The sequence below is a fragment of the Pedobacter sp. AC379 genome, assembly GCF_979258145.1.
The window spans coordinates 3,977,695-4,002,660 of sequence record NZ_OZ409839.1 but is presented as its reverse complement, the minus strand read 5'-3'; the positions used below and the strand labels follow the sequence as shown (position 1 = coordinate 4,002,660).

Genomic DNA, 24,966 nt, shown 5'->3' with positions numbered 1-24,966 from the left:
GACTCAATCAGAAGTCAGCTGAGGTAGTAGTACTGCATTACGAATGCAGGAAGGACCAAATGTTAGGATGGCAAAGGAAACAGGAAGTTTATGGCAGAGCGTTTACAGTGGAACCAAATTAGAGAACTGCTTATATGAGGGTAGGACGGAATCTGAGAGTAAATTATAAGAGGAGCTGAGCCGAGCCGTGCAACCAATGTGCACAATGGCTGGGAAGAAGTTTTTTTTAGTATCATGCTTGAAGAAATATTAGATATCCGAAATGTACAAAAAGCCTTTAGGCGGGTTAGTGCCAATAAGGCCGTATACCGAACGGTACGTACGGTGGTGTGAGGAGACAGCAGGGAAACCAATTCCCTGCTTCTTACTCGATTGTAGGAGTTCGATAATAACTGCACGAATTGCGGTAATAAAGAGTGTTGCATCGGTAAGTGGGAATAGCTTAATGATTAATTAAATAAATAATGTCTGCCCTTGCATAATTTGATGTACTAATTATCAGATTTAATTTGCATTTTAGAGGCGATAATATCTTTCGGGATATTGTTACTCAAAACGCTTTATCTAATGAGAATACAGACTACCAAAAAACTTGATGCTTATACGCTGACTGAGATCCTGATCGTTCTTGCGATCATCGGGATCCTGATCCTGCTGGCACTGCCCAACCTGATGCCGCTGATCACCAAGGCCAAAACGACTGAAGCGAAGCTGCAGCTGGAGCATGTGGCCAAGCTCGAACAGAGTTATTTCTATGAGCACTCGAAGTTTTCGGCCGATCTGGTGGAGATCGGGTTTATTCAGGAGAAACTGACCTCGGATGCGAAGGACGGTAAGGCCAACTATAAGGTTGAAGTGACAGCAGCATCAAACAATACTTTTACGGCAAAGGCAACTGCGGTGGCGGATTTTGACGGTGACGGGACTTTCAATGTCTGGCAGATTGACCAGGACAAGAATTTAAAGGAAATTGTGGCGGACTGATGTTGTTTTTGCAGGGGGGGATTATGTTGGTACTTGTTGGAATCGTGTATCACGATTTTAGGTTCAGGGGCATATACTGGTGGCTTTTTCCGCTGCTTTTATTGCTTTTTTTGCTGGATGTTTGGCTACGATATTCTTTTGCCCGTCTGGCAGCTACGGCTGGAAGTAATATTATTTTTCTTATTGTACAGATGTTCTTGCTGACCGCTTATGTTTCGCTCAGGAAGCGGAAGTTCACTAATATTTTTAAAGGTTACTTTGGGCTTGGGGATCTTCTTTTTCTCTTGTGCATCGCATTCTATTTTTCTTGTTTGAATTATATTGCTTTTTATCTGTTGAGCCTGATGATTGTGATTGTGTTGACCCTGATTTTTAGCGGGCGTGGCCGTGCAGAAAAGGAAAAGATTCCGCTTGCGGGTTATCAGGCACTGTTCTTGATCCTGATCATGCTTGTCAGTTTTCTTATAAAAAGCGTTGACATCCATTCGGACGAGGTATTTTTTAATCTTTTGCCTTATGGAAATTAAACCGGAGATATTGGCACTGGTGTCCAAGGAGACGGCCATGCAGTACAGGGTCTTTCCAAAAGAAAATGGCGCCAAGGGCGGAATTGAACTTTACTGGGACGGGAACGGCGATGAAGGATCTCTTAGAGATGAACTTGAAGTTGTTCTGGGCTGTGGGGTGAGCCTTTCGGCGCTGGAAAATGCAGAACTGAGCAGGTTGCTGTCCAAACATTATCTTGGTGATGTTTCGGTCGGCGCTGAAAAAAAAGAGGTTTCGGTAATCTCTGCCGCGGATGATTTTCTGGGGCTGCTGATCGAGGAGGCGAGAAGGCTCAAGAGCAGTGATATCCATATCGAGACTTTTGAAAAACGCTCCCGGGTACGGGTGCGGATCGACGGGATGATGATCGAGCGTTACCAGATCGAGAAGAAGGATTATCCTTCATTGATCAATAAGATCAAGATCATGGCCAACCTGGATATTGCCGAAAAACGACTGCCGCAGGATGGCAGGATCCAGTACAGTTCGGCAAGGCAGAGTGCCTTTGATATCCGGGTATCGGTACTGCCTACCCTTTACGGGGAAAAGGTGGTGCTCCGTTTGCTCAACAACAGCAGTACGGACATCGACCTGAATACTTTGGGATTATCCGAGGGGGATATGCGGCATTACCTGGAAGGGGTGCAGCGCCCGAACGGGATCATCCTGATCAGTGGTCCGACCGGATCTGGAAAGACCACTACTTTATATGCTACACTCAAACTGTTAAATAAAAGTACACGTAACATCCTCACGATCGAGGACCCTATAGAATATACGCTGGAAGGGGTCAACCAGGTGCAACTCCGTGAAAATATCGGGTTGGGTTTTGCGGCTACGCTGCGTACTTTTTTACGGCAGGATCCGGATGTGATCATGGTCGGGGAGATCCGTGATCCCGAGACGGCCAATATGGCCATCCGCGCGGCTTTGACCGGACACCTGGTTTTGTCAACGATCCATACCAATTCGGCATGGGGTACGGTGGCCCGTCTGATGGACATGGGCATTCCGGGTTTCCTGGTGGCCAATACGCTCAATACGACGGTGGCGCAGCGGCTGGTGAGGCTGTTGTGCCCTATCTGTAAAAAAGGGGAGGTAATGGATGACGGACTTTATCCAAGACAGTTCCGGGCGCCTGCAGTGGTGAAGCGGCATTTCGTTGCGGCGGGCTGTTCAACATGTTATTATACCGGTTACAGTGGCCGGAAGGCGGTCTATGAGGTCGTGCCGATCGATGCAGACCTTTCCCAGCAGATCAGGAACGGCAACATGGCCATTGATGGGGTACTTGCTGAAAAAGGGATCAATACCCTGTCCGGAAATGCCTTTTCGCTCTTTTCGGGTGGGCTGACCAGTCTGGAAGAAATTTACCCTTTATTGTTGGCCATCTAGATAATTTTTACGCTCAGAATAATGAAAAACACAACTATATTTTTTAAAACAGCTTGCCTGATGATGTTGCTGCTGACGCTAAGCTTCCTTAACGGCTATTCGCAGGGTATCGAACAGTCGCAGCGGCTGAAAGCAGTGGAAGAAAGGCTGAAGAACCTTGCGGTAACGGTGCCGGGGCTTAATCAACCCGTCCAGATTTCGATCTCGGGCGCCTCGGCGCAGGAGTTTTTAAGGGCCCTTGCCCAGTCGAACAACCTGAACATCAATATCGATCCGGGATTGACTTTTAAGGTCTATACCAATTTCAGGAACGAAACGGCACTGAACGTGCTACTTTTTATGGTGAAGGAATATGACCTGGACATCAACCTGATCGGTTCTATCATGTCGGTGACCAAAGCTGCGGTAGCGAAAGCCGTTGTAGCGCCGCGGGATATCAGGGTGAATTATAATTCATCGAACGAATATCTGGGCTTTGAGCTCAATAATGATACCTTGGGCCAGGTGGCCAAAAAGATCAGCCAGCTTTCACAGAAGAACGTGGTGGTGCCGGTGAAGCTGATGGACATAAAGGTAAGCGGCTTTATCGCGGCGGCACCTTTTGAGGTGGCGCTGGAAAAGCTGGCTTACGCCAACGCGCTTAAGATGAACCGGACCAATGATGGGGTATTTATCTTTCAGCCTTTGAGCGATGGTGAAGAGCTTTATGTGAACGGGGACAATGCTACAGCGGTAAAAAAATCCAATAAGCCTTCTGGGCAGGGAGGGGGGCAACTGCAAGGAAATTTCAACCTCAGTGCCAAGAAAGATGCACAGGGTAACCGGACGGTAAGTGTAGACGCTTTGAATACCCCGATCCTTGACCTGATCAAGTCGGCTTCTGCCGAGGCGGGTGCCAACTATTTTATTTATTCGGATATCAAGGGTACGGTGACCACCAGGCTCAGCGGGATCGGTTATGATTCTTTTCTCACTGCGCTTTTGCAGGGTACCGAATATACCTATAAAAAAGATGGCGGGGTCTACCTGATCGGCGATCGGAAACTCGAAGGTCTTAGGGCCAACCGGATCGTGCAGCTGCAGCACCGTTCATTGGATACCATCCAGATGATGATCCCGGCGGAATGGAAAAAAGGGGTGGAGATCAAGGAATTCAGGGAACAGAATACGCTCCTGCTTTCTGGATCTTCGCCGCAGGTGAATGAGATCGAGAACTACATCAAACAGATCGACCGGGTGGTGCCGATGGTGCTGATCGAGGTAACCCTGGTGGATGTGCGCAAAGGCAAAACCGTTAAGACCGGTATTTCTGCAGGGGTATCGGACAGCGTGAGGACCGGTGGCACGATCCTGCCGGGGCTTGATTATACCTTTGGTGCCAATTCGATCAACAACTTTCTCTCGAAACTGGGGCGCAACGGTTCGGTGAACCTGGGCAGGGTGACGCCGAATTTTTATGTCAAGCTGAGTGCACTGGAGAACAACAGTAATGTGGACATCCGCTCGGTGCCGAAACTCTCTACGCTCAATGGACATTCAGCGAGCCTGAGCATCGGGAGCTCGCGCTATTACAGCCAGCGGACGCAGAATGTGATCCCTTCGCTCAATGCGCAGACCGTAGTGACCGAACAGTTTACAGAGGTGAATGCCAACCTGGAAATCGATATCAGACCGGTCGTGTCGGGCGATGACCAGGTGACTTTAAATATAAAAGTGAATATCTCCGACTTTATCGGCAATCCACCGCTGAACGCGCCACCGCCTAAATCAACGAGTAAGTTTACTTCGATGATCAGGGCGAGGAATGAAGATATGATCGTGCTGGGCGGCCTGGAAAGGACAGAAAGCAATGAAAGCGGATCCGGTATCCCGATACTTTCCCGTATCCCGGTACTAAAATGGCTCTTTAGCAGCAGGGAGAAATCCAATAACAAAGTGGTGACCCTGGTCTTTATCAAACCTACAATCCTGTACTGATCATGTTTGCGCCTTTTGACCATCTGCTCGGGATCGAGATCGTACTGCTCCAGCAGGGCCAGTACCGCTGTAGCTATGCTGTGGTGTACAGGAAGGGAAATGCCCTGGAAATCCTGGAACATAAAGAGGTTGAAGGACCTTTGGTAAAGGTGTTGGAATCCCTTCCCCGGAAATATCCGGTGGCATTGGCACTGAGCGGAAAGGGGATCATCCATAAGCAGCTTGAGTGTAAGGGGGACGGAAAGTCCGGTCTTTTTAAGGAAGCTTTTCCCTCGGTGGAAAAAAAAGAATTTTATGCCCAGGAGTTCCTTCAGGAAAAGCAGGCCTGGATCAGTATTGTCCGGAAATCCCTGGCTGATGACCTGTTAGGTAAACTGAAGTCGGCAGGGCTCAAGGTTTATGCCCTGAGTCTGGGCGGGCTGCCCGTTTTGGTGATATGGGACCTGCTGGGGGAAACGGATGCGGGACTTTCGATGGATGGACATGTTTTTTCGGTGGCAGCGGACGGAAGCTTTTCGGGGTACGGTTATACGGAGGCGCGGCCAGGAGAGAGTAAGGTGTCGCTGGGCGGGAACAAAGTTGCTTCCCGTTCCGTACTGCCCTATGCGCTGGCATTCCAGCTTTTTCTGCATGATCGGGTTGAAATGGTCAAAGCTGAAAATGAGAGGGTTGATCTTGCTTTTGTCGCCTTTTTGGAAGATTCGGGCCTTAAGAAAATGGCTTCGGTGTTTGTTTTTGTGCTTTTGGGCCTGCTGCTCATCAGTTTTTTCATGCTCAGTCATTATAACGCGGAGAATGCGGTTTTGAATGAAAAGGCGGGCCATCTGACGGCTACAGCAGACCAGGGCGATGTACTGAAAAAAGAGATTGCGCTACAGAAGGCCCGGCTGAAGAAAATGGGATGGAACGGGGGCTATAGTTATGCTTTTCTGCTGAACGAGATCGGAAGCTCCAGGCCCAGGCTGCTGAACCTGAGGCAGGTGCAGTTTGGGGAGGAAAAGAAAACGGGTTCCGCGGAACTGGCGGGAAATACGATAAAGATATCGGGAGAGACGGCTAACCTGAGCGCGGTAAACAATTGGATATTTATGCTAAAGGAAAAAAAATGGGTGCGAAATGTGAGGCTGTTGCGCTATCAGCAGGATATGGGCTCCGATAGTTATTTCTTTAATCTTTTGATCGGATATTGATATGTTGGAGAAATTAAACCCAAAGACAAAAAAAATAGCGCTCGGGCTGTTGATGCTGCTGGTGCTTTATCTCGCTTATGTTCTTTCCTTTAAAAAGGCCATTTCGGCAGCGGTGCTCAATGCCCAGCTGAAAGCGGTCGGTGCGGTGGGGGCAGAACCACCATTGGCGATGGCGCAGCTGGAACGGGAGCACGGTTTTTATTTGGCTGTACTAAAGGGGTATCAGGTACGGTCGGAAGACCGGGAAAGCAGGCTCTGGCAGTCGGTATCGGGTATGGCGATCACGACGGGGACCGCTATCGGTTTTTCTCCCGAAACGGTTACGGCATTACCAGATACTGCGGCTGTGGACAGTACCGTGATTTTTGACAGTTTTACTTTTTCGGGCGGGTATAAGAACCTGGTGAGATTGCTGGATACCCTTTCGAAGGCAAAGGGGATCGGTAGGATTGCTTCGGCGGATCTTGGCAGGGAAAAGGCTTCTTCGCAGGATGAAGGGAAAGAAAAACTGGTGCTGAAACTGAAGATGGCTGCTGTAGGGCGATGAGGATTTCATTGTATGTTGGTCCTGGATAGCACGAGAAACAGTTATGGTGACAAATTTGTTTTTGACATTTATTTTATTGCTAGCTGCTGTTTCCGGGAATTTTGAGGTTTTTTGACGTAGTATTAAATTTACTCATTATGGTATTTTTGCGCGTTTAAATACTCTATATATCTGCATTTTTAGCTGTATTTATTGGCTTACGATATTGTATTCTAAGGTTTCATTTTTTTTTGGGATTATTTTTTGGAATAAAAATATTTATTGGGATATTGTCTGCATAAATTTCTACTGATCATGCACTTATCTATTTCAACCGCTCTCCGTTCTGGTGGCCTTCTGTTGCGCCGGGAACAACTCTTTTCTAATTGTTATAAGGTCCGGAATCTGGGGGGCTGAAATCAGCTGCCAACGATATACTCTTCTTTTTTGCCCTTAGAAAAAAATTAAAATTACGCTCATGATAAGCTGTTACGTGATCGGTGAACTTTCCACCGTAGAGTCGCTCTGTACCTATATCCTTGATTACCCGCTTACGGTCCTGAAGGGCTACTCGGTGCAGCGGCCCGAAAGTTTTGATGCGGTCTATTCGCTCCGGCCCGATATTGTTTTTATTGATTCGGCATTTAACGGTGAACAGGACGGCTGGCTGGAACGCATCAGGCAGTTCTCTTCCGTCGTACTGGTATCTTCGGGGACCGAACAGGCTTTTGCGGCCTTTGAGCATTTAGCCTTCGATTACCTGATCAAGCCGATAGCTTTTAACCGGTTTGTGAAAAGCATCAACAAGTTCGACCATCTTTCCCATTTGGCCAGTTCGGTCTATGTTCAGAGCAAGCCACAGGCTATTGATTCGTTTTTTATTAAAGCGGATTCCAAGGGCTTTAAGGAGGTGCTGATCAGGTGTGATCGGCTGATCTACATAGAGGCACTGCAGAATTATGTGATTCTGCATATGGATGGGGGGCAGCGTTTTTCCTGCCACAATTCAATGAAGGAGATGGAGGACAGCCTGTGTGGGGCCTCCTTTAGCAGGATACATAAATCTTTCATTATCAATGATGAAAAAATCACCTCGATCGAAGGGAATATCCTGATCATGAACGGGAATGAAACGGAAAGGCTTCCGATAGGCAATACTTACCGGAAGGCTTTTTTTGAAAAAAAGGCACATAAGATGATCAGGAAACAGAAGACAGCGGTGCAGGTACTTTCCTATTCCAAACTGGCAATGTGGTTATTGGGGCTTGGGATGTTGGTTGTGGAAATGCAGGCATCGGTTGAGATTTTTATACAGGGCTAAGGAAAATGAAGAATAAAGGATTTTTGATATTGCTGCTGCCGCTACTGGCGGCCTGCAGTGAATTTATTGAACCGTCGATCGGATCACGGGAGATCGATCTGCTTGCCCCTGCCAATCGGCTGGAGACCAACAGCTATCAGCAGACTTTCTGGTGGAACCCGATGGCCGATGCGCTTTTTTACCGGCTGCAGGTGGTTTCGCCACGTTTTGACAGTGTGAGCAAGGTTTTGCTGGATACGCTGATCAACAAGGATAAATTTGTCTATACCCTTGATCCGGGGAGTTATGAATGGCGGGTGAGGGGAGAGAACGGCAGTAGTGCAAGCGCTTATGGGCAGAGGTCGCTGGTGATCTATCCTTCTTCTCTGAGTGATCAGGTGCTGCAGCTGAGCCTGCCTTCAAACGGCCTTTCGGTATCAAAGCCGCAGGTGCGGTATGAGTGGCTCAAACTTTTTGGGGCCACAACTTACCGCTTACAGGTGGACCGGAACAATTTTCTGGACGAAAATAATATGGACCTGAACATCACGACCGAAAGCCTGGTTTTTCTGCAGACTTTGAACGCGGAGGGCAACTACCAGTTTAGGGTGAGGGCAGAAAATGCCACACAGAATTCCAAATGGAGTACGATAAGAACGCTTACCTATGATGCCACCGGGCCTGAACGTCCTGTGCTGAGTACGCCCCTGAACAGGCAGCTGGTTTCAAGGCCGGTCAGACTGGTCTGGAACAAGGTTTCTGATGCGGAGAAATATGAACTATTGGTATACAAAAGCGATGGGGATACGCCGTACAATTCCAGTTATCCAAAAATCCTGACCGCAGCCGAGTTCAGTTTTGATGCGGGGGATCCGGGCGAGGTGGTGGCCTGGAGGGTAAGGGCATTTGATCGGGCGGGCAATGTGGGGGCATACAGCGAACTCCGGACTTTTACCATTCAATAAAGGTTGATGAAAGACAAGAAAATGACCTATCTTTTGATCTGCTGCGTAGCGGTGGTATGGGGCGTGATCTTTTACCGCGTGTTTTCCGGTATGGCATCCGAAGCACCTGGGCTGCCGGTAGCCAAAACCCTTAAGGGGGCTTATTTCAACCTGGTCGACCATGCGGGCGATACGGTACGGCTTGACCTTTCCTATAGCGATCCCTTTTCGGAAACTTATACGGAAACATTGCCGGAAAAGCTTCCTGAAAGGAGCGCATTAATTTCCCAGCCTCGGGTAGTCCCTTTAAAGCCTAAAACGGACTGGTCGGGGATTGTTTACAGTGGACAGCTTTACAACAGCGCGCAGCGCAGGCATGTGGCAATTATCAATGTCAAAGGCCGTGAGGTGATGCTCAGTGAAGGCGAGCGTGCAGAAGGCCTGAAATTTATCAAACGTATAGGTGACTCCATCAAAGTGGAGTACCAGGGCGCAAGCAGGTATTTATCGGTTATCAGATGAGATTTTTATATATAACTTTATTGCTGCTACTGACGTGCACTTTCATGTCCAGTGCGCAGCGCATGCGGAATTATTTTGATGCAGGCAGCTATACCCATACCATCAGCTTCGAAGGTTATAAGGCGGTTTTCCGTTTACAGTCCCCGGAGAAAATCCCCCAGGTGATAGACATGGATGTGAAATATGCCTGGTTCAGCGGGAACCGGATCAACTGGACGCAGGGCGGCTACAGTGGGAAACTGCTGCACGGGCTCTATACCGAGTTTTATCCGGACAAGACTTTAAAAACGCAAGGGTACTTTGATATGGGACTCAAAATAGGAGAATGGAAAAGCTGGAAGGAAAAAGGACTACCTGATTCGGTGGTGAACTATTCCAATGGAAAGCTCAGCGGCCGTTTCGAACGTTATGATGCATCAGGCGGACTATTGGTAAAAGGGAAATACCATAAAGGACTGATCAGCGGGAAACTGGAAAGGCGCGTCTCGGCTGACAGTGTGCTGGTGACCAGGTATAAAAACGGAAAGATCAGTCCGGAAAAACCTTCAAAGATAAGGACTTGGGTGAAAAAAATATTCAGGAAAGATAAAAAACGGACAGATGGAACAAAAGGCCTGCAGAGACCAAAAAACTAAAGATTCCTGTGAAAGCTGTTTCAGGGGTTGGACATTGTATGGCTATTGGTGGAACCTGGATGTTGTTGCCAAGCGCAATAAATTCCCAGGCCCATGTTAAAGGCCGGCGCACTGTATTTTGCGGTGATCTCCGCTTTTCTCATCGCGGTCATCTGTGCTTCGTTGATCATGATCGCGGCTTATTATCGGGAAAGTTACCTCAGGGAGCTGAGACGGGCCAGGCTGGAGAGGAACATGGATTCCTCGGTTACCTATGTGTTAAAGCATCAGGGGACTTTGGGGATGGACAGCATAAAGATGGATCTTTTGGGAGAGGGCACGGACAGCGTGAGCATCAACTGCGGCTTTTGGGGGATATTTGAATGCCCGGTCATCAGGGCTTTTGTTTCCACGGATACTATAAAGAAAAGTTTTTTGATCGGTATGGATACGCGGATGGATACCCTTGCACTCTCCCTGAGCGATGAGGACCGGCCGTTGTCGGTCAGTGGTGATACCCGGGTTACTGGAGATGCGGAAGTTCCGAAATCGGGGATGCGGAAATCTTATGTGGAGAACAGGCCCTATTCGGGGGACAAGCTCGTTTACGGGAAAATACTGGAAAGCGGTCGTATACTTTCTCCCTTGTCGGGCGACATGATAAAGATGCTGGAAAAGGAACTGAGTAGGGATCTTTCGGCAATGGAAGTGTTACCCGGGCAAAATATGGATGTCTCGTTTTTTGGACCTGGGAAGGTATTTTCGGTTCCCCTGGCCGGACAGGTTACCAGGGCGCTCTCGGGAAAGCTTGTGCTGTATTCGGATACTTCGGTGTTTATCTCCAGGACCGCGAAGCTCAACAATATTATCGTTTATGCGCAAAGCATTACCGTCGAGGAAGGGTTTGAAGGCAATTGCCAGCTATTTGCCATGGATTCGATTATTGTTGGGGACAAAGTGGTGCTGCATTATCCCTCGGTACTGGGATTGGTGGGGAAAGAGAAAACGGTCGACCAGGCCAGGATTTTGGTGGGGAAGGATGTAAGTATCGCTGGGATGGTGTTTAGCTATGAGCCGAAAAGATCGGCGCTACAGACTATGATCAGTCTTTCAGAGCGCACGAAGGTAAAGGGAGAGGTCTATTCAGCGGGACTGATCAAGCTGGGGAAAGGCGTGAGCGTGGAAGGCAAAACTTCCTGTAACCGCTTTATCATGCAGACCCCCACGACCTTGTATGAGAATTTTTTGGTGGATGTAACGCTTAACCGCAGGGCAAGGGACAGGCATTATCTTTCGTCGCCCTTATTTGAGGCAAAGGGGCAACAGAAAGGGATATTGAAATGGTTAAACTAAAGGATAAGAAAATAGCAGCTTCGACGTTGGTCGAAGTGCTTATTGCCATGGTGGTCATCATGGTGGTCTTCTCGGTGGCTATCGGTGTGTTCAGCAATGTGCTGAGCGGGGGGATTTCCCTGAAAAAAATACAGGCGCAGGCACAGATGGAGGTGCTCGTCAAACAGTTCAGGGAAGAGGGTTTAAAGAACGGCCGGGTACTGAAGATCGACAGCGTGGATTATGAACTGATCAGCAGTGAGCGTGATATCCAGGGCATGTTGCGGCTGGAGATCAGGGCAAGCGAGCGGGGAAGGTTCTTGGGCAGTGTAAAATGTTTATTAAGCAGCGATGATGGAAAAGGGGAAGATTGAGGCCTATACGCTGATGGAAATCGCAGTGGCGATGCTACTGGCAGGGCTTTGTATCAGCATCTGTTATATGGCTTATGGGCTGATCGGGAATTATTTTAGCGCCTTTGAAAAAAAGAACAATAGTGCGCAGCTTGTGCTTGATCTGCAACGGGCGATGGCCAGGGATATCGATCAGGGCCGGGTTCTGGTAATGACTGCTGATGGTCTTGAAATGCATCAGGACAGTCTGCTGGTCCGTTACCGTTTCGGTGGCTTGGTAATCAGCCGTGAGGTGGAAGGCTTGAGAACAGACAGTTTTGTGCTTGCGCCGACAGCAGTAGGTTTTCGTTTTGAAGGCCGGGAGGCTGTTGAAGGAGATACGGTTGACCGGGTAGGCTTTGTGCTCGGCCTGGAAAAAGGAGAAAAAGTGCCCATGGTGTTTAAAAAGTTTTACAGTGCCCAGGATTTATTCAGGTAATCAGCTATGGCATCAATAGATATATCGGCATACGGGAAAAAGAACAGACCAAAGGCGAAGCCTGAGGGTAATGGGCTATTGGAGATGCTGGGCAGGGATATTTCCTTTGGTAACGGCCAGCTCAGTGACCGCAAAAAAGAGGGTTTTTACAATGAGCTGGCTACGCTGATTCGCTCAGGCATCGATCTCCGTTCAGCTTTGGAGCTTACGGCGGGATCGTACACCCATAAAAAGGATGTGGCACTTTTTGCTTCGGTGCTACAGCAGGTGATCAGCGGAAAATCACTTTCTGAAACGATGCAGGGAGAAAAGAAATTCAGTGCCTATGAGTTTTACAGTATCAGGATCGGGGAGGAAACCGGAAGGCTGGCTGAGGTGCTGGGTGAACTGGCGAAATACTTTAGGGCCAAGATAAGCCAGCGCAGGAAGATCATTGGGGCAATCACCTATCCGCTGCTGGTCCTGGTGACCTCGTTTGCCGCGGTATTTTTTATGATCAAGTTTGTGGTGCCGATGTTTGCAGATGTTTTCAAACGCTTTGGTGGCAAACTGCCTTATCTGACCTCATTGATTGTTAGTTTCTCGGACTGGTTCGACCGTTATGTCTACCTGATGCTGGGCATCATTGTACTGATTGTAGTTTTGGTCCTGGTGAACCGGAAAACACCTTGGTTCAAGAAGTACAGTGCGCTGACGTTACTACGGATCCCGGTGGTGGGTGAGATTACCAAGAAGATTTATCTCGCCCAGTTTGCGAATACGATGAGGTTGCTGACCGAGACCAATACCCCTTTACTGCAGGCATTGGAACTGGTGCGGCAGATGATCACTTTTTATCCGGTAGAGCAGTCGCTCAGGCTGGCCCAGGCAGATATCTTATTAGGAAGTAGCCTGTCAACAGCATTGTCCAAATATGATTTTTATCCGGCGAAGTTTATCCAGATGATCCGGATAGCGGAAGAGGTGAACAAACTGGAGCACTTCTTTGAGCAGTTGTCCCAGCAGTATACCGAAGAGGTAGAATATAAGACCAATGCGATCAGCGGACTGCTGGAGCCTTTGATCATTATCTTTCTAGGTCTGGTAGTGGGGGTGATCCTGATTGCAATGTATCTGCCGATGTTCCAGATGAGCAGTGCTTTTTAATTCACTTTATCAATCCGGAGCGCTGAATACAGAACCGGACCATACAGTCTTTTGCATTCATCAATCGAAAACACGTGTTCGTCCAAGGAAACTGCACGTTCGTCAAAAAGTTTTGGCAGATCGATTTTTAAGCTGGTTCTTTGTTACGCTATGACGCTGGAAATCGATTCCGGCTGCTAAGATCGAACGCCCAAATAACCAGATATGAAAAAGCTCTCTCTTCTTGCTCTGTTAAGTTTTTATTTTCTTGTTGCCAAGGCCCAGTTCGACCAGATGGGGTCGGACCTGCAGCCCTCGGCGAATGCCAGTGCCACTTTAAAGACAATAAATTCACCGGTGAACTTATATCGTGGCGCTCCGGTCATCACTGCTGATCTGTACAATTTACAGGCAAAGGGGTATGCAATTCCAATTAATTTTAGCTATAGTTCTTCCGGGATCAAAGTTCAGGATGTGGCAAGCAGCGTTGGACTAGGCTGGTCCCTGAGTGCAAATTCCATGATCTCAAGGGTGGTCCGTGGACTGCCCGATGAAGAACCAAACGGTTATTTGAATAATAATATGGGCAACCAGTTGGAGTCTCCCATGACTTCAACAACCCTTTTTGCAATTTATGATAATACCATAGATTCCGAACCAGATATGTTTTACTATAGCATAAACGGTATCACTGGCAAATTTGTGTTGGATAGGAACGGGAATGCTGTTCTTTTGCCAGATAACGGGATCAGAATCCTCAATAGTCCATTTAAGCAAGAAATGGGAATAACAGGATGGGTACTTGCCGATCTCTACGGTAACCGGTTTGAGCTGGGAACCGAAACTTCGTCAAGGGAGACAACTACTTCAACACTGCAGGGAGAGAATGGTAGCAAAATCCTGACCTTTACATCCACCTGGTATCTCAAGACATTAAAAACGATCAATAATGTCTCTACGATAAACTTTAACTATGAGACAGGGCTGCCGACTGCTGTAACTTCATACCGGAAGATGTCTAGATACCGCATAAAAACCACACATACCTTTACCAAAGCAAAATATTTTCTTGGGATTCCGATTATTCCAGACCATCACGAAAGTGAAACTGAGACCACCGACCAGGCAGAGTGGCAGAGTAACCAGATTGAAAGCCAAGAAAGCCCGAAATACCTGAGTTCAATCATAACCGGTAACGAATCTGCTTACTTTTACTATGAAACAAACCGTAGTGATTTGAACAACGGAAGAATTCTGACCAGATTGGAGATAAAGGATTACACCAATTCATTAAAAAATGTTTTCACCTTTCAGCATGATTATTTCGTTTCTCCTTCTGCTCAACCCACCAATGAACATTATAGGTTGAGACTGAATTCGGTAAATGCAGTTTCGGCTTCCGGAAACAATGAATCAATGCCACTTTACCGGTTTGAATACAGTGCCGTCCAACTTCCGGAAAGGAGTTCGTCAGAGGTTGACCACTGGGGATATTACAATACCAATCCTTACGGACACTTCCCCGGTGAAATAGACCAGATGGATAAATATAAGAGACCTGACTCGGTAAGGGCACTGGCTGGTAGTCTAAGGAAAATTTTGTTCCAAACTGGTGGGTACCGTGAATTTTTCATGGAATCCAACCGTTATTTCAATGATTCAAAAGCAGTGGAAGAATTAGGAGGTGGGATACGTGTAGCGAAAATTCTGAATGTTCCGGGTTATGGTAAAGCACCTGTTCTTTCAAAGTACAGTTATCGGAATGATACGGGCCGTTGTACCGGTAAACTGAGTGTGCCAACCCCTTTATATTTTTCAAGTTTTGAACACACCGACAACCAACTGCCATTTAATCCTGTGAATTTTTCCAGCCAGAACATACCAAACTTTGCCATCCCCACGACCCAATACGGATGTCTCGTGCTTCCGGTTTCCATGAGCCAGAATATGATCAGTACAGTAGTGAATATGGGCATTGACCGGATCCTCAACGGTTCTCTTTCCTACACTTCTGTTATGTATTCCCCATTTATGGTCCGCAGTTCAACCTCTTTCAATAGCCTGTTCGATAGCGATGGTGCTGTTCTTGGGTATAGTGAGGTAAGTATAGAAAATGTAGGTGACGGAAAGATTGTCACCCGCTTTACTGACTCGAATGAATTTCCTGATCTGACCAATCAAATGAGGGTGAACTATAATTTTGTTTTTCTGAACCGGATAAGCCCAAACAGTAGTCCTTTCACCCCTGCTACCTCTTATGCGTTCGCAAGGGGGCTTCCAAAAGAGGTGTCCACTTTTGATAAAAATGGCTTTTTGCTCAAAAGAGTAACAAATACCTACGAAATGAGTGTGAATGAAGTCCGCGTCAGGGGGATGAAGTCCACTCCGGCAAAGCTCCTAACGACAAACGGTGTGGTGCAGGGTTACTCTACCTCGTATTTCAATATTGGATACTATGATTATATATCAAGGAACATGCTGCTCAAAGAGACTTTGGAGACCAACTTTATCAAAAACGAGAGTGCTATGCATGGCAAAATCACCTATTCGTATAAACCGGAATGCCCGTTGCTTATGGCATCAATGTCATCTATCAACAGCGATGGGTCAACTACGGGCGTGGAGTACAGATATGTTTTGGACCGGGCTATGGTTTCCTATCAGAACCAGTCAGAGATAGACGCGGTTAACCAGCTCTACAGCGAGGGAAGGATAGCGATGTCTCTTGGGAAAGTGACCAAAAGGAATGGGATTGTCCTGTCTGATGAGAAAATCGGCTATAAAGTATTCAATATCAATCAAAAAAGCCTGATACTTCCTGAAAACATTTATTCGAAAGGAAAACTGGTAACGAGTAATAGTGCATACGATGAATATGGCAACAATACCCAGTCCAACTCATCTGTGACCGGAAAGACTGCAAAAATCTGGGGCTATCAGAACAACTACATTATCGCCAGGGCAGAAAATACGGATCAGGGGGAAATATTCTTTGAGGATTTTGAAAATTCTACCGATCCCAACGTTACCTCAGGAAATGCATATAGTGGAAATAAATTTCTGAACGGCGGTTTTACGGTAAATTTTACTCCCTCAACTGCCCGGAACTACAAGATATCATATTGGTATCTCCAATCAGGGGTGTGGCAATATAGCGGGTTCCAACCATATAACGCACCGTATTCAATAAGTGCAGGCCAGGCCGTTGACCAAATCATAGTTATTCCGATAGATGCGACGATAAGTTCAAGTTGCTATGATCCAAAATTGGGGATAATTTCAAACACTGATCAAAGGGGATATACCCTGTCCTATGGCTATGACCAGTTCAACAGACTGGAGACTGTCCGGGATTATAGAAAAAATATCGTTAAGCATATCGTCAATCATACTTATCCACAAGAATCATCTCCGGTATTCATCAACAAGGAAAAATCAGCTGTTTTCAGAGCATCTTACTGTTCGGGGCCTTTTCCGATAACCTATCTGGTGGCAGAAGGGAAACACTTTTCATACATCAGTCAGTCCGATGCAGACCAACAGGCGACAAACGAGATCAGTGCAAAGGGGCAGGCTTATGCAAATGAAAATGGTAAATGTGGAGTGTTCGGGAGGATCGAGATAAAAAATAGACAATTCATCACCGTTGGCGATGAAAACCAAGAGGTTGCAGATATATATATATCTTTTTACCAGGACGAAAGCTGCACCGTACCTGCTGTCCCTCCTGCAAATATAGATTTTAAGTTGGGGATAAAGTCGACCTGGAGCAACGGAGTAGATAAGATCGCACACGGTGTCGATGACAGAGCGGAAAGTTCAGCGACATCATCAGCAAATATCGGCCAGTATGTACTTTCCAGAACACGGACATACTTCAGTGATTATTATTCGGCCAATTTTGAGGAAAATACAAGCTATGAGTATACCTTGCTGCCTGATGAGACGGGTAACTTTTATCTTAATTTACATACCTACAGATTTTAATTCTCTTCCTAAAAATCAACGTTTCGCCATGAAAAGAATACTCACAGCAGTCTTTATAATCCTTAGGTGTACAACTGTTTTACATGCACAGCACAACGTGCCCGGTAACTGTATTCCTGTAGCGACGCTGCCGACCCAATCGGCTAATTATCAATTGGTATGGTCTCCCCAGTCAGAAGGTTTTACCAGCAGCTCACAACTTGCTGTATCAAACCTGTGCGACATGAGGCAGAGCGTCCAATATTACGATGGGTTAAACCGCCCGATCCAGTCTATACTTGTACAGGGAAGCCCAGAGCATAAGGACATCGTAATTGCAAACGACTATGACTATCTGGGCAGGGAAGCAATGAAAATGCTTCCATATGCTGCTTCTCAGGCCAATGGGGCATATATCAACAATGTTATCAATATGCAGCGGGCTTTTTACCTCGCTCCCCCAACGGGCATTACCGCTAATACTTTTCCTTATTTTGAACATCAGTTTGAAGCATCTCCAATTGGAGAAAAGACAAAGGAATATTCTCCTTCTGAACCATGGTCTTCGCTGAATGGGATCTCAAAGAGATTCCTGCGTCATCACAACAATTCAATTATGGATGGTGATCCAGAATCAAGAAAATTAGCCCTTTACTCTGCTCAGACAGGGACAAATGGAATCTCTACCCTCAATCGAACAAACGGTTCGGAAATTTATGCAGACTATTTGCTAGATGTAAAGGTTTATAAGGATGAGGACTGTCCGGATGATACACAGGATGGTAGCATCGAGGAGTATCAGGACAAGACGGGTAGGGTTGTTGCACGGAGAACATTCAACAGAGATCGGACGACTTGGGCTTTGGACGTCCTAACCACCTATTTTGTGTATGACCAGTTCAATAATCTCAGTTTTATCCTGCCGCCGGGCGCTGAATCTGATCATGTAGGTGGAATCAGTCAGGATATCCTTGATAAATACTGCTACCAGTACAGATATGATTCGGAGAACAGGGTTGTTGAAAAGAAGGTGCCCGGTAAGGGCTGGGAATTCTTTGTTTATAATTCTGCGGGACAGCTGATAATGGTCCAGGATGCAAATCAGAGAAATAAATCACCCCAAGAATGGTCCTTTGCAAAATACGATGCACTGGGGAGGCCGATCCTTTCCGGAATATATACCTATCCGGGCAGCAGTGCTCAACCTAGTAATCTGTTGCCGGACAATTCACATAGGCTTGTTCTTCAGGGCACGCTCTCGGGACAGCCGACACTCTGGGAAACAAGGGATAATGGTGGGCCAAATGGATATACAAATTTAAGTCTTCCAAATGCAGATATAACAGCAATATTAACCATCAACTACTACGATGACTATAATATGCCTGGGCTACCGGCAATATACAATAAGGCAAGTGAACATAGTAAAATGGTCAATGGACAGCTCACGGCTTCGAAAAAGGCTATACTTGGAAATCCATCAGCTATGTTATGGACTGTTTTGTACTATGATGACAGGGGAAGAACGGTAAGGGCATTTGAACAGCATTATCTTGGTGGCAACGCAGTCGAGGGGAATTTTGAAGAAACAAATAGCACCTACAAGTTTAACGGTGAGTTGACCAATATCAATACCGTTCATAATGCAGGCGGTACGGTATCTTTGAGCCTGTCAAAAAGATACCAGTATGATCATAATGGCCGTCAGATAAATAGTTGGCAGAGCATAAATGGATCTGCGGAAATACTCATCTCCCAAAACAAGTACAACGAGATAGATCAATTGGTTTCCAGAAAAATCCATTCTGAAGATGGCGGAGCCAGCTTTCTGAATTCTACAGAACTTACCTATAATGGGCGGGGATGGCCGCTCAATCAGACCTCACCTCTATTTACATTTGAGCTCTCCTATGAAAATGCCAACGAGGCCACTCCACAGTACAATGGCAATATATCATCGATAAGGTGGGGTTCGACCAATCCGGATTTCCAGTTCTACAATTACGAATACGATGATCTAAACAGGCTGACCAAAGGGGAATCACCCCAGATGTCGGAAAATGGCATAACCTATGACAAAAATGGAAATATTACATCGATGTCCAGGGACGGAGATCCAATTACCTATCAATATGATGGCAATAGGCTCACTTCTGTAAGCGGAGCCGGACTTTATCCGGCAAACTATGTTTACGATGACAATGGAAATACAAAAGTTGACGGGTCAAAAAACAATGTACATGTTGACTATAATATACTCAATAGGCCCAGTGCCATAACAGGAAGTCAGAACATATCGTACACCTATGATGCTGAAGGAATGATGCTGAGCAAACTCAGCAGTGCAACGGGCTTCACTGAGTATGCTGGCGGATTACAGTACGGGGATGTCAGTGGAAACCATAATATCGATTTTGTGCTAGTAGAAGGAGGACGCGCGGTCCGCCAGTCCGATGGTTCCTACAAATTGCAATATGACCTTACCGATCATCTTGGCAATGTAAGGGTAACTTTTGACAAAAGTCCGATTAATGGTTCTGCTAGGGTGATACAAAAGGATGATTATTATGCTTTTGGTAAACGGGCCAGCATTCAGGGAGGAAGCAACCGTTATTTGTACAATGGGAAGGAGCTACAGGACGAATTAGGGGAACTGGATTATGGAGCACGTTTTTACAATCCCGAGATTGCAAGGTGGAATACCCCCGATCCGCATGCGGAGAGTTATGCCTCCAGCTCACCATTAGCTTATGTTGTCAACAATCCAATTTCTCTTACGGATCCCGATGGAATGGACATAGATCCATGGATCAAACCTATTTTCGGCTCTGCCAAAGATATGGTATGGATTCCCGACTACTATGATATTCCAATAGGTTGGATGGAAGTCCAGTTTAACGCGGGATTTCTGAGCGATGTGGAGGTCTCGGGAACAAAGCCCTTGTGGGCAAAGCTGCAACAGGGGAGGAAACTGCCAACAGCGGCATCAGATCCGGGGACCATAACCGAATACAGGCCTAAATTCAGTTTCGGCAAAGCATGGCGTCACTATAACGATGAGATGTTTGTTATAAATCCACAGGGCGCTATGGCAGGTAGGCTCCTCGAGGATTTTTCTAACGAGATCTATATTTTTAGTTCAATGCTTGCCAACACTCCGGAAAACGTCCGGAACATGTATGGCGAGGATCTACTCGCAACCTACGGCGCGCAAGGCTCCCTTGACAGAAGATTTGGCAGCGCCCTTACTGTTTTATCATTACCTTTGTCGAATCTTGGAGCTGCTGCTAAGGGCGCTGCGCCTGAACTTGCTGAGGTAAGTAGTAAAATATCACAGAAACAGGTGAGGCACTTGCTGAAAACGGCAGATGCGGGAAAAGGTTATCTCAATAATATGAAGGATGCACAGGCTGTTTTAAATGAAATACATGCGGGGACAGCAGAGTTTCTTGGCGTAACGAAAAATGGGCACCAAATGTTTAGGGTCAATTCTGTAACAGGAACAAATGTGAATTTGGGAGTAGGGATTACAGGCCAGCCAACAAATGTTTTTATGTTGAAGGGCACCAAAGCACCGAGCATTGTGCCCACAACACCTAATGGATTTTGGAAATGGTAATAGAAAACGAATATTTAAGGATCAAATGTGCATTGATACATATCTTTCTCAAGGATATGCCAAATGAGATACTTGACATCAGCTACCGGGTCAGTTCTAGAAAGATAGAAATCCAGATCGTTCTCATTGAGGGTGCCTCACTCAGTACTAAATATCGTCCGGCTTTGGAGCAGAGTCTTACTGATTTTGAGATAAGCGTATCGACAGTTAGCATAACTAAAGGAAGCTTTAACATGGATAAGGGATGTTGGCTTCCCAGTGCTTATGATTGGTTGGACTTTTTACTTTTTTCTAAAGCATATACAACATGAGCGATAATTACATTTCCCTCCAAACCTGCAATTTGGCAGATGCGCTACACCGCAACGTGAACGATAATTTCATTAGTGCATCCTTTAAAATAAGAGGGATAAAGGTTTACGTTAAAATCATCCTTACTTCTCGCAGCGAAGAAGAGGATGAATATATTGACGATATCATGGCAGAGTTTACGGCACTTCAGTCATCAGACGTTGTCGAGAAAGTCATTGTAGAACTAGGAAGGAAAGTTCAGCCTTTTGAATTTTTGGTCTTTTCGAAACTTAATGATCAATAGTGTCAATGGAAAGGATTCTAAAAACTCCAATATAATTGTAAGTGGAATGTGATAGATCCAATGGCAGAAAATCATTACGATGCCAATCCATATCATTATGTGCTAAATAATCCAATACATGGAAGCATGTCTGTACCATCAGTTTTGACGCACATGGTCAGAAAACTCACCTAGTCTTAGCGTCTCGCTTAGACCGTTTTAACTGATATAGAAAGCCCGGCAGTGTTAAAAATTGCCGGGCTTTGTTATTTCTTGAGTAGCCCAAGTTTGAGAAGACTAGCCTAATAATTTCATATTGTTCTGGGGTATACCATAAAAGATAATTAAAGTGGATCAGGAGGAATTGAAACAGGAAATCAGGAAAGAAATCTGTTATTGGTCATCTATATCGTATCAACTTCTGTTCCGATTGAGGGTTGGTTTTATTTAACGTTACGGAATAACAAGCAGATCTTTTTTAAATGAAAAATGCCTGTTGTGTTTTAGCGGTTTTGTGTCTGGTGACACATTCTGGTTTTTTTTCGGCGGATTCTGCTAAGTGTTTCACGGCTGATGCCGAGGTAGGAGGCGATGTTCTGTTGGGTGGTCTGTTGCTCGATTTCGGGATGGTTTCTGAGTAACAGATCATAGCGTTGTTCGGGGCTGCGGGTGCGCAGTAAGATAGCTCTTTCTTCGCTCAGGATAAAATACCGCTGGGTGATGAGCCTGCCCAATAGATTACCCTCGCTGAAGTCGGCGTAATACGCATTGAGTTCGAGCCAGGTAAGGGACTGCAGTTTGCATTCCTGCAGCACTTCTATGTACTCATTTGAAGGCTGCTGGGTGAAGAAGCTATTCACGGAGATCATCAGATCGCCTTTGCCGGTAAACCAAGTGGTGCATTCGTTTCCGTTCTCGTCAATGAAATAGGCGCGCAGGAATCCACTGCGAATAAAGTAGAGGCGGCGTGCAGTTTCACCGGGTGATAAAAGGAGTTTTTTACGCTCGAAAGTTTCTATAAGGCTTTCATCTTTTACGCGCTTTTGCATGGGGGTCGGAAGGGGGATGATGAAGCTTAATGTTTCCAGTAGGTCGGCTTCGCGGTTGTTAAATTGTGGCATGTTGATCGATTGTGTCACAAATCAACCATAGTTATTTTTAAACGGGGTAATATTGTCCTGTCGGAACGGATACTTTTTTATAACGGGTTATGGAGCGGTTTATTATGGGTATTGCTGTTCGGGTGATGTTAATGCTTTCTGTTTATTGTTTGACTCGAAAAAATGTTGATAGTAAAGAAGGTGAAGTAGATATGGGATGCTAGACTAGATGTGAATGGACTTTACCAGTAGGCAAAGACTTCACGGAAATTGGCGCAATGAAAAGCATGTAGGAAAGGATCTGATCGCTGTCGGGCGTTTTAGCTTATATTCTTCAACAGACCATTGCCTAAGATGAATTTATTTTTTCTGCCTGTGAAAGTTGTTGCCGGTTAACAGGCGAGGTGGGAAGTTATCTAAATATCAACCTATGTACAACAAGTTTAGTGAAAATCTGCTGGGTGAACTTCATACCCGGCTGGAATCTTTATCCCTCGGGGAGTTGTCTCCTGTGCCGCTGCTTAAGGCGCAGGTTTCTGCAGTTGCGGATGCGCTGAAGGACTTGACTGATTTTGTATCTGCTCATCCGCTTTTGGATACACAGGAAGAGATCGGTTATTATAAATTCACCTATCCCAGATTCAAGTCTTTAATCGTGTATTATACGGAATATCATTATTTTTTGGCGGGCGTTCCCGAATCCGGGCTGAAGGCGAAAAAGAAATATTACCTCTCCAGGTTGAGCGCTATTGCTGCTTTTTTTGAGCAGAACACTTTGCACTACAATTATTTCAAGCTGGATGGTGGTATGCTGGATGAGCTTTTTTACACTCGGCGCGATTGCAGGAATGTACTCCAGCCGGTTGTATTGGGTTATGAGCCGTTTCTGGGCACTGTGATGTCTGAGCTGGTGAGCTCGTTTTTGGCGAAGGAGCGTTTGCGTAATGAAATCCTGGCGCTGATGCATTCTCTTTCGGGACGGGGTCCCTTGTCTTCGACAGTGGTTGATCCCTTGGGCAGTTTGCAGCGGGAGTTCAAATGGACAGGAGAGGATATCCACCTGATTGAACTGGTACATGGCATTCATTTAACGGGACAGGTCAATAATGGCAGTATCGGTATTGTGGAGCTGTTCAAAGTGGTGGGTACGTTTTTCGGGGTAAATCTTAGGGTGCCCAAACGCGGCTTTGATGATCTGAAGTCAAGAAAAACAATGAGTAAAACGGCCTTTCTGGATATGATGAAACTGGCGGTGCTAAAAAAAATGGATGAGGATGATGCTTACGATCCGGAAAAGGCAAGGCGGAGAAATGGTTTTTAGTGAGGCGCTATAGCTTTTGGAGATGTGGTTAAAAGCTGTTTTATGGCTGATTCAAATCCAACCTATCCAATGTTGGATAGGAGGATTTTGGCAGTACGCAACTTTGCTTTATCAAATCCCAGGACAATGGTGTGCTGGGAAAAAGTTGAGCTGTTATGTTGCATGGTTTTTCTACTCTTCAGTTAATAGTGGTGTTATTGGTTTTGGCACTGGTCTGGTATGGTGGTGTTTTGATGTTTTTTTATCTGAAAAGGAAGCGCGGGCCATTTGGTGTCGGAAACACTGGAAAGTGGGCTGATCAGCGTGCTGACCGAGGTCAGCAAAACACAGGTTCGGCTGATGCAGGTGAGCCTGGGGCTGGTGACCTGATGGGCAAAGCAAAATTGCCCGGGGGCATGAGCTCAGTGGGGATGGAAGATATAGGTTTCATGGATTTTGATGGGCGTGATGTTGAGGATCAGCAGGGGCTGGTGCCGGATTTATTGGAGGAAATTAAAAATGTGTTTCTGATCCTGGCCAAAGAAGATGGCAATAAGCGCAACTTTTTAGATCTGATGAAAGCGGTAAAGGAGAATTATCCGGGAATGGCTTCGCATCCAAGGATCAGACGCATCAATGAATATATAGCGGAACATGCGGCTTTTCACCTGAGTGCTGAGGAACTGGAAAATCTCTGGTATTAAGGCAAATCTTTTCTGGTTAAGAAGTCTCTATTTAACCCTACATCTATCTTAAGTTTAACATCTATTTTCTATGAAAAATCAATTCAATAGCCCTTCAAGGACGCTTTTTGCCAAATTTCTATTGACGGTTTATGTTTTTTGCTGGTGTCTGTTTTTATCATCCCTGCCGCTTTTTGCCCAGGATGGCGATGCAGGGATCCAGGAGGCGACAAATAAGGTGAAGGGTTATTTCGATAGCGGCTGTGACCTGATGTATGCCATCGGTGCAGTGATGGGCATCATAGGCGCTGTCAAGGTCTTTAATAAGTGGAACGCGGGGGAGCCGGATACATCAAAGGTAGCTTCAGCCTGGTTTGGTTCCTGCGTGTTTTTGGTGATTGTGGCGACGGTTTTAAAATCATTTTTCGGGATATAGGC

Annotated in this window: 21 protein-coding genes; 20 read left to right on the top strand and 1 reads right to left on the bottom strand. The window is 46.1% G+C overall.

From position 1 onward, the window contains the following. The first annotated feature begins 567 nt into the window (after positions 1–567). From ACZZZW_RS17465 to ACZZZW_RS17385, 17 genes are all read left to right on the top strand, one after another. Positions 568–984, top strand: coding sequence for a type IV pilin protein (locus tag ACZZZW_RS17465; RefSeq protein ID WP_463495292.1), 417 nt, complete (start codon positions 568–570; stop codon positions 982–984). Between the two features lie 23 nt (positions 985–1,007). Further along, on the top strand, positions 1,008–1,511 hold the full coding sequence (locus tag ACZZZW_RS17460; protein ID WP_463495290.1) for a hypothetical protein: 504 nt from the start codon (positions 1,008–1,010) through the stop codon (positions 1,509–1,511). After that, positions 1,501–2,925 carry a GspE/PulE family protein gene (locus tag ACZZZW_RS17455; protein WP_463495288.1) on the top strand — a complete coding sequence of 475 codons (1,425 nt, stop codon included), beginning with the start codon at positions 1,501–1,503 and terminating at the stop codon, positions 2,923–2,925. The genes ACZZZW_RS17460 and ACZZZW_RS17455 overlap by 11 nt, the downstream gene beginning before the upstream one ends. 21 nt (positions 2,926–2,946) lie before the next feature. Next, the gene (locus ACZZZW_RS17450; RefSeq protein WP_463495286.1) at positions 2,947–4,902 is read left to right on the top strand and encodes a type II secretion system protein GspD; all 1,956 of its coding nucleotides are present in this window, start codon (positions 2,947–2,949) and stop codon (positions 4,900–4,902) included. Positions 4,903–4,904: 2 nt separating this feature from the next. After that, positions 4,905–6,092, top strand: coding sequence for a hypothetical protein (locus ACZZZW_RS17445; protein WP_463495284.1), 1,188 nt, complete (start codon positions 4,905–4,907; stop codon positions 6,090–6,092). 1 nt (position 6,093) lies between these two features. Continuing rightward, positions 6,094–6,639: a hypothetical protein gene (locus ACZZZW_RS17440; protein ID WP_463495282.1), complete on the top strand. Its 546-nt coding sequence runs from the start codon at positions 6,094–6,096 to the stop codon at positions 6,637–6,639. Between the two features lie 457 nt (positions 6,640–7,096). Further along, positions 7,097–7,939 (top strand): LytR/AlgR family response regulator transcription factor, encoded by an 843-nt coding sequence (locus ACZZZW_RS17435; protein ID WP_463495280.1) that lies wholly within the window; start codon positions 7,097–7,099, stop codon positions 7,937–7,939. 5 nt (positions 7,940–7,944) lie between these two features. After that, positions 7,945–8,883, top strand: a complete 939-nt coding sequence (locus tag ACZZZW_RS17430) for a hypothetical protein (protein ID WP_463495278.1) — start codon at positions 7,945–7,947, stop codon at positions 8,881–8,883. 6 nt (positions 8,884–8,889) lie between these two features. Continuing rightward, entirely contained in the window at positions 8,890–9,384 is a 495-nt protein-coding gene (locus ACZZZW_RS17425) for a hypothetical protein (protein ID WP_463495276.1), read from the top strand. Continuing rightward, entirely contained in the window at positions 9,381–10,019 is a 639-nt protein-coding gene (locus ACZZZW_RS17420) for a toxin-antitoxin system YwqK family antitoxin (protein ID WP_463495274.1), read from the top strand. The genes ACZZZW_RS17425 and ACZZZW_RS17420 overlap by 4 nt, the downstream gene beginning before the upstream one ends. A 93-nt stretch (positions 10,020–10,112) precedes the next feature. Continuing rightward, a complete protein-coding gene (locus ACZZZW_RS17415) occupies positions 10,113–11,351 on the top strand; it encodes a hypothetical protein (RefSeq protein ID WP_463495272.1) in 1,239 nt (412 codons plus the stop codon). Continuing rightward, positions 11,339–11,704, top strand: a complete 366-nt coding sequence (locus tag ACZZZW_RS17410) for a type II secretion system protein (protein WP_463495270.1) — start codon at positions 11,339–11,341, stop codon at positions 11,702–11,704. The genes ACZZZW_RS17415 and ACZZZW_RS17410 overlap by 13 nt, the downstream gene beginning before the upstream one ends. Continuing rightward, on the top strand, positions 11,682–12,161 hold the full coding sequence (locus ACZZZW_RS17405; protein ID WP_463495268.1) for a hypothetical protein: 480 nt from the start codon (positions 11,682–11,684) through the stop codon (positions 12,159–12,161). Before ACZZZW_RS17410 ends, ACZZZW_RS17405 begins: the two co-directional genes overlap by 23 nt. Before the next feature lie 6 nt (positions 12,162–12,167). Then, entirely contained in the window at positions 12,168–13,307 is a 1,140-nt protein-coding gene (locus ACZZZW_RS17400) for a type II secretion system F family protein (RefSeq protein ID WP_463495266.1), read from the top strand. Positions 13,308–13,511: 204 nt separating this feature from the next. Then, the gene (locus ACZZZW_RS17395; RefSeq protein ID WP_463495265.1) at positions 13,512–17,273 is read left to right on the top strand and encodes a DUF5977 domain-containing protein; all 3,762 of its coding nucleotides are present in this window, start codon (positions 13,512–13,514) and stop codon (positions 17,271–17,273) included. A gap of 28 nt (positions 17,274–17,301) precedes the next feature. Beyond that, the gene (locus tag ACZZZW_RS17390) at positions 17,302–20,871 is read left to right on the top strand and encodes a DUF6443 domain-containing protein (protein WP_463495263.1); all 3,570 of its coding nucleotides are present in this window, start codon (positions 17,302–17,304) and stop codon (positions 20,869–20,871) included. Between the two features lie 307 nt (positions 20,872–21,178). Beyond that, positions 21,179–21,466: a hypothetical protein gene (locus ACZZZW_RS17385; RefSeq protein ID WP_463495262.1), complete on the top strand. Its 288-nt coding sequence runs from the start codon at positions 21,179–21,181 to the stop codon at positions 21,464–21,466. A gap of 482 nt (positions 21,467–21,948) precedes the next feature. Here ACZZZW_RS17385 and ACZZZW_RS17380 read toward each other — a convergent pair whose 3' ends face one another. After that, a complete protein-coding gene (locus ACZZZW_RS17380) occupies positions 21,949–22,566 on the bottom strand; it encodes a Crp/Fnr family transcriptional regulator (protein WP_463495260.1) in 618 nt (205 codons plus the stop codon). 409 nt (positions 22,567–22,975) lie between these two features. Between ACZZZW_RS17380 and ACZZZW_RS17375 the strand changes: the two genes are divergently transcribed. The 3 genes from ACZZZW_RS17375 to ACZZZW_RS17365 all read left to right on the top strand — a co-directional run bounded on the left by ACZZZW_RS17375 (position 22,976) and on the right by ACZZZW_RS17365 (position 24,964). Further along, the gene (locus ACZZZW_RS17375) at positions 22,976–23,866 is read left to right on the top strand and encodes an RteC domain-containing protein (protein ID WP_463495258.1); all 891 of its coding nucleotides are present in this window, start codon (positions 22,976–22,978) and stop codon (positions 23,864–23,866) included. A 155-nt stretch (positions 23,867–24,021) separates the two neighbouring features. Then, positions 24,022–24,549, top strand: a complete 528-nt coding sequence (locus tag ACZZZW_RS17370) for a hypothetical protein (protein ID WP_463495256.1) — start codon at positions 24,022–24,024, stop codon at positions 24,547–24,549. Positions 24,550–24,619: 70 nt separating this feature from the next. After that, positions 24,620–24,964, top strand: coding sequence for a DUF4134 domain-containing protein (locus tag ACZZZW_RS17365; RefSeq protein WP_463495254.1), 345 nt, complete (start codon positions 24,620–24,622; stop codon positions 24,962–24,964). Positions 24,965–24,966 lie beyond the last annotated feature (2 nt).

Coding starts and splice junctions, on each gene's coding strand:
- ACZZZW_RS17460 (WP_463495290.1), top strand. CDS start 1,008: ATGTTGGTACTTGTTGGAATCGTGTATCACGATTTTAGGTTCAGGGGC.
- ACZZZW_RS17435 (WP_463495280.1), top strand. CDS start 7,097: ATGATAAGCTGTTACGTGATCGGTGAACTTTCCACCGTAGAGTCGCTC.
- ACZZZW_RS17425 (WP_463495276.1), top strand. CDS start 8,890: ATGAAAGACAAGAAAATGACCTATCTTTTGATCTGCTGCGTAGCGGTG.
- ACZZZW_RS17415 (WP_463495272.1), top strand. CDS start 10,113: ATGTTAAAGGCCGGCGCACTGTATTTTGCGGTGATCTCCGCTTTTCTC.
- ACZZZW_RS17400 (WP_463495266.1), top strand. CDS start 12,168: ATGGCATCAATAGATATATCGGCATACGGGAAAAAGAACAGACCAAAG.
- ACZZZW_RS17405 (WP_463495268.1), top strand. CDS start 11,682: ATGATGGAAAAGGGGAAGATTGAGGCCTATACGCTGATGGAAATCGCA.
- ACZZZW_RS17420 (WP_463495274.1), top strand. CDS start 9,381: ATGAGATTTTTATATATAACTTTATTGCTGCTACTGACGTGCACTTTC.
- ACZZZW_RS17370 (WP_463495256.1), top strand. CDS start 24,022: ATGTTGCATGGTTTTTCTACTCTTCAGTTAATAGTGGTGTTATTGGTT.
- ACZZZW_RS17440 (WP_463495282.1), top strand. CDS start 6,094: ATGTTGGAGAAATTAAACCCAAAGACAAAAAAAATAGCGCTCGGGCTG.
- ACZZZW_RS17465 (WP_463495292.1), top strand. CDS start 568: ATGAGAATACAGACTACCAAAAAACTTGATGCTTATACGCTGACTGAG.
- ACZZZW_RS17375 (WP_463495258.1), top strand. CDS start 22,976: ATGTACAACAAGTTTAGTGAAAATCTGCTGGGTGAACTTCATACCCGG.
- ACZZZW_RS17390 (WP_463495263.1), top strand. CDS start 17,302: ATGAAAAGAATACTCACAGCAGTCTTTATAATCCTTAGGTGTACAACT.
- ACZZZW_RS17455 (WP_463495288.1), top strand. CDS start 1,501: ATGGAAATTAAACCGGAGATATTGGCACTGGTGTCCAAGGAGACGGCC.
- ACZZZW_RS17410 (WP_463495270.1), top strand. CDS start 11,339: ATGGTTAAACTAAAGGATAAGAAAATAGCAGCTTCGACGTTGGTCGAA.
- ACZZZW_RS17380 (WP_463495260.1), bottom strand. CDS start 22,566: ATGCCACAATTTAACAACCGCGAAGCCGACCTACTGGAAACATTAAGC.
- ACZZZW_RS17385 (WP_463495262.1), top strand. CDS start 21,179: ATGAGCGATAATTACATTTCCCTCCAAACCTGCAATTTGGCAGATGCG.
- ACZZZW_RS17445 (WP_463495284.1), top strand. CDS start 4,905: ATGTTTGCGCCTTTTGACCATCTGCTCGGGATCGAGATCGTACTGCTC.
- ACZZZW_RS17365 (WP_463495254.1), top strand. CDS start 24,620: ATGAAAAATCAATTCAATAGCCCTTCAAGGACGCTTTTTGCCAAATTT.
- ACZZZW_RS17395 (WP_463495265.1), top strand. CDS start 13,512: ATGAAAAAGCTCTCTCTTCTTGCTCTGTTAAGTTTTTATTTTCTTGTT.
- ACZZZW_RS17450 (WP_463495286.1), top strand. CDS start 2,947: ATGAAAAACACAACTATATTTTTTAAAACAGCTTGCCTGATGATGTTG.
- ACZZZW_RS17430 (WP_463495278.1), top strand. CDS start 7,945: ATGAAGAATAAAGGATTTTTGATATTGCTGCTGCCGCTACTGGCGGCC.